General features: G+C 66.3%; 16 protein-coding genes. All 16 read left to right on the top strand.

The features are described 5' to 3' along the window. The first annotated feature begins 20 nt into the window (after positions 1-20). The 16 genes from rpoC to rpsQ all read left to right on the top strand — a co-directional run bounded on the left by rpoC (position 21) and on the right by rpsQ (position 14,387). On the top strand, positions 21-4,226 hold the full coding sequence (gene rpoC / locus HBB12_RS11190) for a DNA-directed RNA polymerase subunit beta' (protein WP_236989405.1): 4,206 nt from the start codon (positions 21-23) through the stop codon (positions 4,224-4,226). Positions 4,227-4,662: 436 nt separating this feature from the next. Next, positions 4,663-5,034 (top strand): 30S ribosomal protein S12, encoded by a 372-nt coding sequence (gene rpsL, locus HBB12_RS11185; protein ID WP_048429408.1) that lies wholly within the window; start codon positions 4,663-4,665, stop codon positions 5,032-5,034. A 119-nt stretch (positions 5,035-5,153) separates the two neighbouring features. Beyond that, positions 5,154-5,624: a 30S ribosomal protein S7 gene (rpsG, locus tag HBB12_RS11180; RefSeq protein WP_048429407.1), complete on the top strand. Its 471-nt coding sequence runs from the start codon at positions 5,154-5,156 to the stop codon at positions 5,622-5,624. 58 nt (positions 5,625-5,682) lie between these two features. Further along, a complete protein-coding gene (gene fusA, locus HBB12_RS11175) occupies positions 5,683-7,758 on the top strand; it encodes an elongation factor G (protein ID WP_236989404.1) in 2,076 nt (691 codons plus the stop codon). A gap of 102 nt (positions 7,759-7,860) precedes the next feature. Further along, positions 7,861-9,051: an elongation factor Tu gene (gene tuf, locus HBB12_RS11170; protein WP_048437545.1), complete on the top strand. Its 1,191-nt coding sequence runs from the start codon at positions 7,861-7,863 to the stop codon at positions 9,049-9,051. 80 nt (positions 9,052-9,131) lie between these two features. Further along, on the top strand, positions 9,132-9,440 hold the full coding sequence (gene rpsJ / locus HBB12_RS11165) for a 30S ribosomal protein S10 (protein ID WP_048465591.1): 309 nt from the start codon (positions 9,132-9,134) through the stop codon (positions 9,438-9,440). 47 nt (positions 9,441-9,487) lie between these two features. Next, positions 9,488-10,240 carry a 50S ribosomal protein L3 gene (rplC, locus tag HBB12_RS11160; protein ID WP_236989403.1) on the top strand — a complete coding sequence of 251 codons (753 nt, stop codon included), beginning with the start codon at positions 9,488-9,490 and terminating at the stop codon, positions 10,238-10,240. After that, positions 10,240-10,860, top strand: coding sequence for a 50S ribosomal protein L4 (rplD, locus tag HBB12_RS11155; RefSeq protein ID WP_236989402.1), 621 nt, complete (start codon positions 10,240-10,242; stop codon positions 10,858-10,860). The genes rplC and rplD overlap by 1 nt, the downstream gene beginning before the upstream one ends. Then, a complete protein-coding gene (locus tag HBB12_RS11150) occupies positions 10,857-11,153 on the top strand; it encodes a 50S ribosomal protein L23 (protein WP_236989401.1) in 297 nt (98 codons plus the stop codon). The genes rplD and HBB12_RS11150 overlap by 4 nt, the downstream gene beginning before the upstream one ends. Before the next feature lie 26 nt (positions 11,154-11,179). Beyond that, entirely contained in the window at positions 11,180-12,016 is an 837-nt protein-coding gene (rplB, locus tag HBB12_RS11145) for a 50S ribosomal protein L2 (RefSeq protein WP_203157577.1), read from the top strand. Between the two features lie 12 nt (positions 12,017-12,028). After that, positions 12,029-12,307 carry a 30S ribosomal protein S19 gene (gene rpsS, locus HBB12_RS11140; protein WP_048425817.1) on the top strand — a complete coding sequence of 93 codons (279 nt, stop codon included), beginning with the start codon at positions 12,029-12,031 and terminating at the stop codon, positions 12,305-12,307. A 1-nt stretch (position 12,308) separates the two neighbouring features. Further along, on the top strand, positions 12,309-12,692 hold the full coding sequence (gene rplV, locus HBB12_RS11135) for a 50S ribosomal protein L22 (protein ID WP_048431916.1): 384 nt from the start codon (positions 12,309-12,311) through the stop codon (positions 12,690-12,692). A 10-nt stretch (positions 12,693-12,702) separates the two neighbouring features. Then, on the top strand, positions 12,703-13,434 hold the full coding sequence (gene rpsC, locus HBB12_RS11130) for a 30S ribosomal protein S3 (RefSeq protein ID WP_048431917.1): 732 nt from the start codon (positions 12,703-12,705) through the stop codon (positions 13,432-13,434). Positions 13,435-13,474: 40 nt separating this feature from the next. After that, positions 13,475-13,888: a 50S ribosomal protein L16 gene (gene rplP, locus HBB12_RS11125; RefSeq protein ID WP_139035992.1), complete on the top strand. Its 414-nt coding sequence runs from the start codon at positions 13,475-13,477 to the stop codon at positions 13,886-13,888. Between the two features lie 14 nt (positions 13,889-13,902). Beyond that, complete coding sequence (gene rpmC / locus HBB12_RS11120) at positions 13,903-14,118, top strand: 50S ribosomal protein L29 (protein ID WP_236989400.1); 216 nt, start codon at positions 13,903-13,905, stop codon at positions 14,116-14,118. A 14-nt stretch (positions 14,119-14,132) separates the two neighbouring features. Further along, on the top strand, positions 14,133-14,387 hold the full coding sequence (gene rpsQ / locus HBB12_RS11115) for a 30S ribosomal protein S17 (RefSeq protein WP_139035991.1): 255 nt from the start codon (positions 14,133-14,135) through the stop codon (positions 14,385-14,387). Positions 14,388-14,430: the final 43 nt, after the last annotated feature.

Here is a 14,430-nt window from a genome sequence, read left to right as displayed (position 1 = left end):
CGTCAGCCAAGGAGCAGATCATGAACCAAGAGGTCATGAATCTTTTCAACCAGCAGGCTCAGCCTCAGAGCTTCGACCAGATCAAGATCTCGATCTCGTCGCCTGAGAAGATCCTGTCCTGGTCCTACGGCGAGATCAAGAAGCCCGAGACCATCAACTATCGCACGTTCAAGCCCGAGCGTGACGGCTTGTTCTGTGCCCGAATCTTCGGGCCGATCAAGGATTACGAGTGCTTGTGCGGCAAGTACAAGCGCATGAAGTACAAGGGCGTGATCTGCGAGAAGTGCGGCGTCGAGGTCACCCTCGCGCGGGTCCGTCGCGACCGCATGGGCCATATCGAGCTCGCCGCGCCCGTCGCCCATATCTGGTTCCTGAAGTCGCTGCCGAGCCGCATCGGCCTGCTGCTCGACATGGCGCTCAAGGACCTCGAGCGCATCCTGTACTTCGAGTCCTACGTCACCATCGAGCCGGGCCTCACCCCGCTGAAGGAGCGTCAGCTCCTCTCGGAGGAGGAGTACCTGCGCGCGCAGGAGGAGTACGGCGAGGATAGCTTCACCGCCATGATCGGCGCGGAGGCGATCCGGCGCATCCTCCAGGAGCTCGACCTCGACAAGATCGCGGCCGACCTGCGCGAGGAGATCGCCACCACCACCTCCGAGCTGAAGCCCAAGAAGCTCTTGAAGCGCCTCAAGATCATCGAGGCGTTCCAGATGTCGGGCAACCGGCCCGAGTGGATGATCCTGACCGTCGTGCCGGTGATCCCGCCGGACCTGCGCCCGCTCGTCCCGCTCGACGGCGGCCGCTTCGCGACCTCGGACCTCAACGACCTCTACCGCCGCGTCATCAACCGCAACAACCGCCTCAAGCGGCTGATCGAGCTGCGCGCGCCCGACATCATCATCCGCAACGAGAAGCGGATGCTGCAGGAGGCGGTCGACGCGCTGTTCGACAACGGCCGTCGCGGCCGCGTCATCACGGGCGCCAACAAGCGCCCGCTGAAGTCGCTCGCCGATATGCTGAAGGGCAAGCAGGGCCGGTTCCGCCAGAACCTGCTCGGCAAGCGCGTCGATTATTCCGGCCGCTCGGTCATCGTGGTCGGCCCGGAGCTGAAGCTGCACCAGTGCGGGCTGCCCAAGAAGATGGCGCTCGAGCTGTTCAAGCCCTTCATCTACGCGCGCCTCGACGCCAAGGGCTTCTCGGCCACGGTGAAGCAGGCCAAGAAGCTCGTCGAGAAGGAGAAGCCGGAGGTCTGGGACATCCTGGACGAGGTGATCCGCGAGCATCCCGTGATGCTGAACCGGGCGCCGACCTTGCACCGCCTCGGTATCCAGGCGTTCGAGCCGAAGCTGATCGAGGGCAAGGCGATCCAGCTGCATCCGCTGGTCTGCGCCGCGTTCAACGCCGACTTCGACGGCGACCAGATGGCCGTGCACGTCCCGCTGTCGCTGGAGGCGCAGCTGGAAGCGCGCGTCCTGATGATGTCGACGAACAACATCCTGCATCCGGCCAACGGCGCGCCGATCATCGTGCCGTCGCAGGACATCGTGCTCGGCCTCTACTACCTGTCGATCGTCGCCGACGGCTCGCCGGGTGAGCACAAGCCGAACGATCCGAAGAACCCGATGAAGGGCGTCTTCGGCGATTTCGGCGAGCTCGAGCACGCGCTCGCGGCCCGCACGGTGACGCTGCACACCAAGATCAAGTGGCGCTGGCGCGGCCTCGATTCCGAGGGCAACGAGGTCAGCCGCATCTACGACACCACGCCGGGCCGCGTGATCCTGTCCAGCGTGCTGCCGCGCCACAAGCGCGTCCCCTTCGACGTCGTCAACAAGCTGATGACGAAGAAGGAGATCTCGGCGATGATCGACACCGTCTACCGCCATTGCGGTCAGAAGGAGTCGGTGATCTTCTGCGACCGCATCATGGGTCTCGGCTTCATCCACGCTTTCCGCGCCGGCATCTCGTTCGGCAAGGACGACATGGTGGTGCCGGACAACAAGTGGTCGATCGTCGACGAGACCCGCACGCTCGTGAAGGATTACGAGCAGCAGTACCAGGACGGTCTGATCACCCAGGGCGAGAAGTACAACAAGGTCGTGGACGCCTGGGCCAAGTGCTCCGACCGTCTCGCCGGCGAGATGATGAACCGCATCTCGTCCGTGCAGAAGGACGAGCACGGCGCCGACAAGCAGGTCAACTCGATCTACATGATGAGCCACTCGGGCGCCCGTGGCTCGCCGGCGCAGATGAAGCAACTCGCGGCGATGCGCGGTCTGATGGCCAAGCCCTCGGGCGAGATCATCGAGACCCCGATCATCTCGAACTTCAAGGAAGGCCTCGACGTTCTCGAGTACTTCAACTCGACGCACGGCGCCCGCAAGGGCCTCGCGGACACCGCGCTCAAGACCGCGAATTCCGGCTACCTGACCCGCCGCCTCGTCGACGTGGCCCAGGACGCGGTGATCCGCGAGGTGGATTGCGGCACCGAGAGCGGCATCCGGATGCGCGCGATCATCGATGCCGGCCAGGTCGTGGCCTCGCTGGCGACCCGCATCCTCGGCCGCGCCACGGCCGAGGACCTGATCGCCAATGACGGCTCGATCATCGTCGCCAAGGGTGAGACGATCGAGGAGAAGCACCTCGAGCCGATCACCAAGGCCGGCATCCAGGAGGTGAAGATCCGCTCGGTCCTGGTCTGCGCGACCCGGAACGGCGTCTGCGCCACCTGCTACGGGCGCGACCTCGCCCGCGGCACGCCCGTCAACATGGGTGAGGCCGTCGGCGTCATCGCGGCGCAGTCGATCGGCGAGCCGGGCACCCAGCTCACGATGCGCACCTTCCACATCGGCGGCGCGGCCCAGATCGCCGACTCGTCCTTCATCGAGTCGAGCTTCGAGGGCACGGTGCGGATCCGCAACCGCGGCCTCGCCCGCAACTCGGACGGCGACCTCGTCGCCATCGGCCGCAACGTGGCGGTGGTGATCGTCGGGCCGGACGGCACCGAGCGGGCGGTCCACCGTCTGCAATACGGCGCCCGCGTCCGTGTCGACGAGGGCGACGCGATCAAGCGCGGCCAGCGCATCGCCGAGTGGGATCCCTACACCCGGCCGATCCTGACCGAGATCGACGGGATCGTGGCCTACGAGGACCTGATCGACGGCCAGTCGATCACCGAGACGACCGACGAATCGACCGGCATCGCCAAGCGCGTCGTCATCGACTGGCGCGGCTCGGCGCGGACGGCGGACCTGCGTCCGGCGCTCGCGATCCACGACCAGAACGGCCGGGTGCAGAAGCTGCCGCGCGGCTCGGATGCCCGCTCGATCCTGCCGGTCGAGGCAATCATCGGCGTCGATCCGGGCACCCGGGTCAAGGCCGGCGACATCCTCGCCCGCGTCTCGACCGACAGCGCCAAGACCCGCGACATCACCGGCGGTCTGCCGCGGGTGGCGGAGCTGTTCGAGGCGCGCCGGCCGAAGGACGCGGCGATCATCGCCGAGAAGTCCGGCACGATCTCGTTCGGGCGCGACTACAAGAACAAGCGCCGCCTGAGCCTGACCCCGCATGACGGCTCCGAGCCGGTGGAGTACCTGATCCCGAAGGGCAAGCACATCCACCTGCAGGACGGCGACGTGGTCGAGCTCGGCGACTTCATCGTCGACGGCAACCCGGCGCCGCACGACATCCTGGCGATCAAGGGCGTGGAGGAGCTTGCAGCCTACCTCGTCAACGAAATCCAGGAGGTCTACCGGCTCCAGGGCGTGTCGATCAACGACAAGCACATCGAGGTCATCGTCCGGCAGATGCTGCAGAAGGTGGAGATCACCGACGGCGGCGATTCCGAGATCCTGACCGGCGACCAGATCGACCGAATGGAGCTGGCCGAGTTCAACGAGAAGCTGCTCGCCGAGGGCAAAAAGCCGATCCAGGGCGTCCCGGTCCTGCTCGGCATCACCAAGGCCTCGCTGCAGACCCGCTCGTTCATCTCGGCGGCCTCGTTCCAGGAGACCACCCGCGTCCTCACCGAGGCGGCGGTCAACGGCAAGGTCGACAACCTCGAGGGCCTGAAGGAGAACGTCATCGTCGGCTCGCTGATCCCGGCGGGCACCGGCGCAATGATCTCCGACATCAAGTCGATCGCGCGCCGCCGCGACGGGCTGATCATGGCCCAGAAGTCGGCCGAGAGCGGCGCGGCGGTCGCCGAGCACCTCCCCGCCGCCGAATAGGGCAGGGGAGTCCGGCGGGCGCCAGCGCCCGCCGACCCGACGACAAAAAAGGCCGGCGCTCCCTCGCGGGGGCGCCGGCCTTTTCGCGTAAGCAGCCAAGCTTTAAGGGAAAGTTTCTGCTTGACGATCGCGTGACGAGCCCGTAATAGCCCCTCCTACTGAACGGCTGGCCGTAGGCGACAGCTGATCGACGTGCCCCTCGTGCCTCGATCCAAGTCTCCTAAACGCGACCGAACTTCAAGCGACTGACACGTGTCAGACCGGCATGATCGCTGGGGCTCGTCCTCCGGTGGTCCTCTGCTCGCATGGCGCGCCAAAGGCTGGTTTCAGCCTGGGGCGCGATTTGCGTTGCGCTCCATTCCGGAGCGACGGTCGTTCAGACGAGATTTGAGAAACGACGGTCGCCAGGACGGCGACGCGTTGCGAGAGGAATGGCATGCCGACGATCAACCAGCTGATCGCCAATCCGCGGAAGGCGCAGAAGGCCCGCAACAAGGTGCCGGCTCTTGACGCCTGCCCGCAGAAGCGTGGCGTCTGCACCCGCGTCTACACCACGACCCCGAAGAAGCCGAACTCGGCGCTTCGTAAGGTCGCCAAGGTCCGCCTGACCAACGGCTTCGAGGTCATCGGCTACATCCCGGGCGAGGGTCACAACCTCCAGGAGCACTCCGTGGTGATGATCCGCGGCGGCCGCGTGAAGGATCTTCCGGGCGTGCGCTACCACATCCTGCGCGGCGTGCTCGATACCCAGGGCGTCAAGAACCGCAAGCAGCGTCGCTCGAAGTACGGCGCCAAGCGTCCGAAGTAAGACGACGACCGAGACGAACGATCGCCTGTCCCGCAAGGATGTCGCCGGCCCGTTGGGCTCCAGGCGGCCTGCGTTGGGGCACAACAGTTGATTTTTAGACCTTAGAGACGGAGCGAGCGATGTCCCGCCGCCACAGCGCCGAGAAGCGCGAGATCATCCCCGACGCCAAGTACGGCGACGTCGTCCTCACCAAGTTCATGAACTCGGTGATGTACGAGGGCAAGAAGTCGGTCGCCGAGACCATCGTGTACGGCGCGTTCGACATCATTGAGGCCCGCGCCAAGGCGAACCCGATCGAGGTGTTCCGCGCCGCCCTCGACAACGTCGCCCCGGCGATCGAGGTGCGTTCCCGTCGCGTCGGCGGCGCGACCTACCAGGTCCCGGTCGAGGTCCGCACCGAGCGCCGCCAGGCGCTGGCGATCCGCTGGCTGATCCAGGCCGCCCGCTCGCGCAACGACCGCACCATGGTCGAGCGCCTGTCGGCCGAGCTGCTCGACGCCGCCAACAACCGCGGCAACGCCGTAAAGAAGCGCGAGGACACCCACCGGATGGCCGAGGCCAACCGCGCGTTCTCGCACTACCGCTGGTAAAAGCCGCTTCGCCGCCGCCTTCTACAGCGCGGCGGCCCACTTCTTCAGGAGCCCCCCGATGCCCCGCACGCACGCGATCGAGGACTACCGCAACTTCGGCATCATGGCCCACATCGATGCCGGCAAGACCACGACGACCGAGCGGATCCTCTACTACACCGGCAAGTCCCACAAGATCGGCGAGGTCCATGAGGGCGCCGCCACCATGGACTGGATGGAGCAGGAGCAGGAGCGTGGCATCACGATCACCTCGGCTGCGACCACCTGCTTCTGGCGCGACAAGCGCCTGAACATCATCGACACCCCCGGCCACGTCGACTTCACCATCGAGGTGGAGCGCTCGCTCCGCGTGCTCGACGGCGCCGTCTGCGTGCTCGACGGCAACCAGGGCGTCGAGCCGCAGACCGAGACGGTTTGGCGCCAGGCCGACAAGTACGACGTGCCGCGCATCGTGTTCGTCAACAAGATGGACAAGATCGGCGCGGACTTCTTCAAGTGCGTGGCCGACATCATCGACCGCGTCGCCGGCAAGCCGGTGTGCCTGCAGCTGCCGATCGGCGCCGAGAGCTCGTTCAAGGGCGTCGTCGACCTGATCAAGATGAAGGCGATCGTGTGGTCGGGCGAGGCGCTCGGCGCCAACTACTCCGAGGAGGAGATCCCGGCTGACCTCGCCGACCAGGCTGCGGAGTACCGCACCAAGCTGGTCGAGGCTTGCGTCGAGATGGACGACGACGCCATGGCCGCCTACCTCGACGGCACCGAGCCGGACGAGGACACCATGCGCAAGCTGGTGCGGACGGCGGTGCAGCGCCGCGCCTTCCACCCGGTGATGTGCGGCTCGGCGTTCAAGAACAAGGGCGTGCAGCCCCTGCTCGACGGCGTCGTCGACTACCTGCCGTCTCCTGCCGACCGCGGCGAGATCAAGGGCATCGACTACAAGACCGAGGAAGAGGTGGTTCGCCGCCCGCTCGACTCCGATCCCTTCTCCATGCTCGCCTTCAAGATCATGGACGATCCCCACGTCGGCACGATCACCTTCTGCCGCGTGTATTCGGGCAAGGTCGATTCGGGCGCGAACGTCATCAACTCGACCCGCGACAAGAAGGAGCGGGTCGGCCGCATGCTCCTGATGCACGCGAACAACCGCGAGGACATCAAGGAGGCGTTCGCCGGTGACATCGTGGCGCTCGCGGGTCTCAAGGATACCCGCACCGGCGACACGCTGTGCGACCCGACCAAGGCCGTGATCCTCGAGAAGATGGAGTTCCCGGAGCCGGTCATCGAGATCGCCGTCGAGCCCAAGTCCAAGGCGGACCAGGAGAAGCTCGGCATCGCGCTCTCGAAGCTCGCCGCCGAGGATCCGTCCTTCCGGGTCTCCACCGACCAGGAATCGGGCCAGACCATCCTCAAGGGGATGGGCGAGCTTCACCTCGACATCAAGGTCGACATCCTGAAGCGCACCTACAAGGTCGAGGCCAATATCGGCCAGCCGCAGGTCGCGTACCGGGAGAAGCTGACGAAGCGCACCGAGATCGACTACACCCACAAGAAGCAGACCGGTGGTACCGGTCAGTTCGCGCGGGTGAAGTTCGTGGTCGAGCCGAACGAGCCGGGCGCCGGCTACGCGTTCGAGTCGAAGATCGTCGGCGGCTCGGTGCCCAAGGAGTACATCCCGGGCGTCGAGAAGGGCCTCAACAGCGTGCTGACCGCCGGTATTCTGGCGGGCTTCCCGGTGGTCGACATCAAGGTGGAGCTGGTCGACGGCGCCTACCACGAGGTCGACTCCTCGGCGCTGGCCTTCGAGATCGCTTCGCGGGCGGCGCTCCGCGAGGCCCTGCAGAAGGGCGGCTCGGTCCTGCTCGAGCCGGTGATGAAGGTCGAGGTCGTGACCCCGGAGGACTATACCGGTTCGGTCATCGGCGACCTGAATTCCCGCCGCGGCCAGATCCAGGGCCAGGACATGCGCGGCAACGCGAACGTCATCAACGCGATGGTGCCGCTCGCCAACATGTTCGGCTACGTGAATCAGCTGCGTTCCTTCACCCAAGGGCGCGCGAACTTCACGATGCAGTTCGACCACTACGAAGAGGTCCCGCGCGGCGAGGCCGAGAAGGTGGTTGCCAAGTACGCTTGATGAGTTGGGCCCGATATCGGGCTTGCTCCTAGCTTCGGTGCCCGCCATGGCGGGTGCCCCTCAAGACTAAACCGCACGCATTCGATCGACGGAGTTTTGGCGATGGCCAAGGAAAAGTTTTCGCGGACGAAGCCGCACTGCAACATCGGCACCATCGGTCACGTTGACCATGGCAAGACCTCGCTGACCGCGGCGATCACGAAGGTCCTGGCCGAGTCTGGCGGCGCGACGTTCACGGCGTACGACCAGATCGACAAGGCGCCGGAGGAGAAGGCGCGCGGCATCACGATCTCGACGGCGCACGTCGAGTACGAGACCCCGAACCGGCACTACGCGCACGTCGACTGCCCCGGGCACGCCGACTACGTGAAGAACATGATCACGGGTGCGGCGCAGATGGACGGCGCGATCCTGGTGGTGTCGGCGGCCGACGGCCCGATGCCGCAGACCCGCGAGCACATCCTTCTGGCGCGCCAGGTCGGCGTTCCTGCGCTGGTTGTGTTCATGAACAAGGTCGACATGGTCGACGATCCGGAGCTCCTCGAGCTGGTCGAGCTGGAGGTGCGCGAGCTTCTCTCGAAGTACGACTTCCCGGGCGACGACATCCCGATCACGAAGGGCTCGGCTTTGTGCGCGCTGGAGAACCGCGAGCCGAAGATCGGCCACGAGGCGATCCTCGAGCTGATGAAGACGGTGGACGCCTACATCCCGCAGCCTGAGCGTCCGATCGACCTGCCGTTCCTGATGCCGATCGAGGACGTGTTCTCGATTTCGGGCCGCGGCACGGTGGTGACGGGCCGGGTCGAGCGCGGGATCGTGAAGGTCGGCGAGTCGGTGGAGATCGTCGGCATCCGCCCGACGACGACGACGACGGTGACCGGCGTCGAGATGTTCCGCAAGCTGCTCGACCAGGGCCAGGCGGGCGACAACGTCGGCGTTCTCCTGCGCGGCACCAAGCGCGAGGACGTGGAGCGTGGGCAGGTTGTGTGCAAGCCGGGTTCGGTGAAGCCGCACACGAAGTTCAAGGCCGAGGCGTACATCCTGACGAAGGAGGAGGGCGGGCGCCACACGCCGTTCTTCACGAACTACCGTCCTCAGTTCTACTTCCGGACGACGGACGTGACGGGCGTGTGCCAGCTGCCCGAGGGCACCGAGATGGTGATGCCGGGCGACAACGTGACGATGGACGTGACGCTGATCGTTCCGATCGCCATGGAGGAGAAGCTGCGCTTCGCCATCCGCGAGGGCGGCCGCACCGTCGGCGCCGGCGTCGTCGCCTCCATCACCGAGTAAGCGTCCAGGCGCTTCCACGAGCGGACAGGTGACGGGGCGGGCCTCGTGCCCGCCCCATCCCGTCGCGAGGTAGACATCACATGAACGGCCAGAACATCCGTATTCGCCTGAAGGCGTTCGATCATCGCATCCTGGATTCGTCGACCCGCGAGATCGTCTCGACGGCGAAGCGGACCGGTGCCACCGTGCGCGGGCCGATCCCGCTGCCGACCCGGATCGAGCGCTTCACCGTCAACCGCTCGCCCCACATCGACAAGAAGTCGCGCGAGCAGTTCGAGATGCGCACCCATAAGCGCGTGCTCGACATCGTCGATCCGACGCCTCAGACCGTGGACGCGCTGATGAAGCTCGACCTCGCCGCCGGCGTCGACGTGGAGATCAAGCTCTGAGGACCTTCGGGTTCTTAGAGCTTCACTAGGCTGCGCGGGGGAGAACCATGCGCTCAGGAGTCATTGCACAGAAGGTCGGCATGACCCGCGTCTTCACGGACGCCGGCGAGCATGTTCCGGTCACGGTGCTCAAGGTCGATCAGTGCCAGGTGGTCGCCCACCGCACGGTCGAGAAGAACGGCTACGTCGCGCTCCAGGTGGGCGTCGGCAAGGCCAAGGTCAAGAACGTGACGAAGGCCCAGCGCGGCCATTTCGCCGTCGCGAAGGTCGAGCCGAAGCGGAAGCTGGCCGAGTTCCGCGTCACCGAGGACGCGATGATCCCGGTCGGTGCCGAGATCACTGCGGACCACTTCCTGGAGGGTCAGTTCGTCGACGTGACGGGCACGACCACCGGTAAGGGTTTCGCCGGCGGCATGAAGCGCTGGAACTTCGGCGGTCTGCGGGCCACCCACGGCGTGTCGATCTCGCACCGTTCGATCGGTTCGACCGGCGGCCGTCAGGACCCGGGCAAGACCTTCAAGAACAAGAAGATGCCGGGCCATCTCGGTGTCGAGCGGGTCACGACCCAGAACCTGCGCGTCGTGCGCACCGATGTCGAGCGCGGCTTGATCCTCGTCGAGGGCTCGGTCCCGGGTGTCGACGGCGGCTGGATCTTCGTCCGTGACGCCGTGAAGCGCAAGCTGCCGGCGGACGTGCCGATGCCGGGCAAGTTCCGCGAGCAGTCCGCGGCTCCGCAGGAGACCAACGGCGAGGCCCAGGTCGAGGCTCCCGCGGCTCCGGCCACCGAGGAGAACGCGTGATGAAGTTCGAGATCACCACGCTCGACGGTGCCGAGGCCGGCTCGCTCGAGCTCGACGAGGCCATCTTCGGCCTCGAGCCCCGCGCCGACCTGCTGCAGCGCTGCGTCCGCTGGCAGCTCGCCAAGCGCCAGGCTGGTACCCACCAGACCAAGCAGCGCGGCGAGATCGCCCGTACGACCAAGAAGCTGTACAAGCAGAAGGGCACCGGTAACGCCCGTCACGGCGCGGCCTCGGCCCCGCAGTTCCGCGGCGGCGCCCGCGCCCACGGTCCGGTCACCCGCTCGCACGCCCACGACCTGCCCAAGAAGGTCCGGGCGCTCGCGCTCCGCCACGCGCTCTCGGCCAAGGTCAAGAGCGCCGAGCTGATCGTCATGGACGATGCCCGCCTCGACGAGGGCAAGACCAAGGCGCTCAAGGAGCGGTTCGGCAAGCTGTCGCTCTCGAACGCCCTGATCATCGGCGGCGCCGAGCTCGACCAGAACTTCGCCCGTGCGGCCCGCAACCTGCCGCAGATCGACGTCCTGCCGGTGCAGGGCATCAACGTCTACGACATCCTGCGCCGCGAGAAGCTCGTGCTGACCCGCGCCGCCGTCGATGCGCTGGAGGCGCGATTCAAATGAGCGCTGATCCGCGCCACTACGACGTGATCGTCTCCCCGGTCATCACCGAGAAGGCGACGAACCTCTCGGAGCTCAACAAGGTTGTGTTCCGGGTGGCCCCGAAGGCGACGAAGCCGCAGATCAAGGAAGCGGTCGAGAAGCTGTTCGAGGTCAAGGTGAAGAGCGTCAACACGCTCGTCACCAAGGGCAAGGCCAAGATGTTCCGCGGTCAGCGCGGCCAGCGCTCGGACGTGAAGAAGGCGATCGTGACCCTCGAAGAGGGTCAGAGCATCGACGTCACGACCGGGCTCTGAGGGGAACGGCGTAAAGGAACAAGCCAATGGCTTTGAAGACATTCAAGCCGGTCACGCCGAGCCTTCGCCAGCTCGTGATCGTGGACCGTTCGGAACTCTACAAGGGCAAGCCGGTCAAGTCGCTGACGGTGGGCAAGTCGTCCACCGGCGGCCGCAACAACCTCGGCCGCATCACCGTCCGCTTTCGCGGCGGTGGTCACAAGCGGACCCTGCGCAACATCGACTTCAAGCGGCGTGAGCACGCCGGCAAGGTCGGCACCGTCGAGCGGATCGAGTACGATCCGAACCGTACGGCGTTCATCGCGCTGGTGTCCTACGAGGGTGGGGCGCAGAGCTACATCCTCGCGCCGCAGCGCGTGAAGGCCGGCGACAAGGTGGTGTCGGGCGAGCAGGTCGACATCAAGCCCGGCAACGCCATGCCGCTCGGCAACATGCCGGTCGGCACGATCGTGCACAACGTCGAGCTGAAGATCGGCAAGGGCGGGGCGATCGCCCGGTCCGCGGGCAACTACGCCCAGATCGTCGGCCGCGACCAGGGCTACGTCACGCTGCGCCTGAACTCGGGCGAGCAGCGCCTGGTGCACGGTCAGTGCTACGCCAGCGTGGGCGCGGTCTCGAACCCCGACCACATGAACATCTCGCTCGGCAAGGCCGGTCGGAATCGCTGGCTCGGCAAGCGCCCGCACAACCGCGGCGTCGCGATGAACCCGGTCGACCACCCGCACGGCGGCGGCGAGGGTCGTACGTCGGGCGGTCGTCATCCGGTCACGCCGTGGGGTGTCCCCACCAAGGGCAAGAAGACCCGCTCGAACAAGCGCACCGACACGTTCATCGTGTCGAGCCGCCACAACCGCAAGAAGTAAGGGCGTCGTCCCATGGCACGTTCAATCTGGAAGGGGCCGTTCATCGACGGCTACCTCCTCAAGAAGGCGGACGCCGCGCGCGGCGCGAGCCGCAACGAGGTGATCAAGATCTGGAGCCGTCGCTCCACGATCCTTCCGCATTTCGTTGGCCTGACCTTCGGGGTCTACAACGGGCAGAAGCACATTCCGGTCTACGTCTCCGAGGAAATGGTCGGTCACAAGTTCGGCGAGTTCTCGCCGACCCGCACCTTCCACGGTCACGCGGCCGACAAGAAGGCGAAGAGGCGCTAAGATGGGCAAGGCAGCAGCACCCCGCGCGCTCCCCGAGAACGAGGCCAAGGCCGTGGCGCGCATGCTGCGCGTCAGCCCGCAGAAGCTGAACCTCGTGGCTCAGCTCATCCGCGGCAAGAAGGTCTCGACCGCGCTCGCCGACCTGCAGTTCTCGCGCAAGCGGATCGCGGTCGACGTCCGCAAGTGCCTCGAGAGCGCCATCGCCAACGCCGAGAACAACCACGACCTGGACGTGGACGATCTCGTCGTGAAGGAGGCCTATGTCGGCAAGGCGCTCGTCCTGAAGCGCTTCCACGCCCGCGCCCGCGGCCGTGGCGCCCGCATCCTGAAGCCGTTCGCGAACCTCACCATCGTGGTGCGCGAAGTCCCGGCCGAAGCCGCCTGAGGAGGGATCGATGGGTCAGAAAGTCAATCCGATCGGTCTGCGTCTCGGCATCAACCGGACCTGGGACTCGCGCTGGTACGCCAACAAGGGCGAGTACGCGCGCCTGATGCACGAGGACGTCGCGATCCGCAAAGCGCTGCTCAAGCAGCTCAAGCAGGCCGCGGTCTCCAAGATCGTCATCGAGCGCCCGCACAAGAAGTGCCGCGTCACCATCCACTCGGGTCGCCCGGGCGTGGTGATCGGCAAGAAGGGTGCGGACATCGAGAAGCTGCGCAAGCTCGTCAACTCGATGACCAAGGCCGACGTGACCATCAACATCGTCGAGGTGCGCAAGCCCGAGATCGACGCCACCCTGGTGGCCGACTCGATCGCCCAGCAGCTCGAGCGTCGCGTCGCCTTCCGTCGCGCCATGAAGCGCGCCGTGCAGTCGGCGATGCGTCTGGGCGCCGAGGGCATCCGCATCAACTGCTCCGGTCGCCTCGGCGGCGCCGAGATCGCCCGGCTCGAATGGTACCGCGAGGGTCGCGTGCCCCTGCATACCCTGCGGGCCGACGTCGATTACGGCACGGCCACGGCGTTCACCACCTACGGGACCTGCGGCATCAAGGTGTGGGTGTTCAAGGGCGAGATCCTCGAACACGACCCGATGGCCCAGGACAAGCGCGCGCACGAGGAGGGCGGCCGTTCCGGCGGACGTCGTGACCGCGAGCGCGGCGAGCGCGGCGGACGGGACGCGGCCTAAGGGCCGCGCTTCCCCCGCCCTTCAGTTTTGAGAGGCTGCCATGCTGCAACCCAAGAAGACGAAGTTCCGCAAGCAGTTCAAGGGCCGCATCCACGGCTTCGCGAAGGGCGGAACCGATCTGAACTTCGGCTCCTACGGCCTCAAGGCCATGGAGCCGGAGCGGATCACCGCGCGTCAGATCGAGGCGGCCCGCCGCGCGATCACCCGCGAGATGAAGCGTCAGGGCCGGGTCTGGATCCGGATCTTCCCCGACGTCCCCGTGACCGCGAAGCCGACCGAGGTCCGCATGGGCTCCGGCAAGGGCGCGCCCGAGTATTGGGCCGCCCGCGTGCATCCGGGCCGCATCATGTTCGAGATCGACGGCGTGGCCGAGGACATCGCCCGCGAGGCTTTGCGCCTGGGTGCCGCCAAGCTGCCGGTCCGCACGCGCTTCATCCAGCGCATCGCCGACTGAGGAGAATATTCGAGATGAAGTCGAGCCAGAGGCTGTCTGACCTGAGCGCGCTGTCGCCGGATCAGCTCGGCGACGAGCTCCTGAACCTGAAGAAGGAGCAGTTCAACCTGCGCTTCCAGCGGGCCACGGGTCAGCTCGAGAACGTCGCCCGGGTGCGCGAAGTGCGCCGCGACATCGCCCGCGTCCGCACGCTGCAGCGCCAGAAGACGCTGCAGGCGGCACAGGGCTAAGGGAGTCTAGGACCATGCCGAAGCGCGTGCTGCAGGGCGTCGTCGTCAGCGACAAGCAGGACAAGACCGTCGTCGTGAAGGTGGAGCGTCGCTTCACCCATCCGGTGATGAAGAAGACCATCCGCCGGTCGAAGAACTACCACGCCCACGACGAGAACAACGTGGCCAAGGTCGGCCAGCAGGTGTTCATCGAGGAGTCGCGGCCCTATTCCAAGCTCAAGACCTGGAAGCTGGTCGAGGGCGAGGCCGTCGCGACCGCCGAGGCGTAAGACGGGGCGCCTCCTGGGCGCCCCTCTCGCCGGGCTCAGGACC

Source organism: Methylobacterium sp. SyP6R (genome assembly GCF_019216885.1).
Lineage (GTDB): Bacteria > Pseudomonadota > Alphaproteobacteria > Rhizobiales > Beijerinckiaceae > Methylobacterium.
This window is presented reverse-complemented; position numbering and strand designations above follow the sequence as displayed.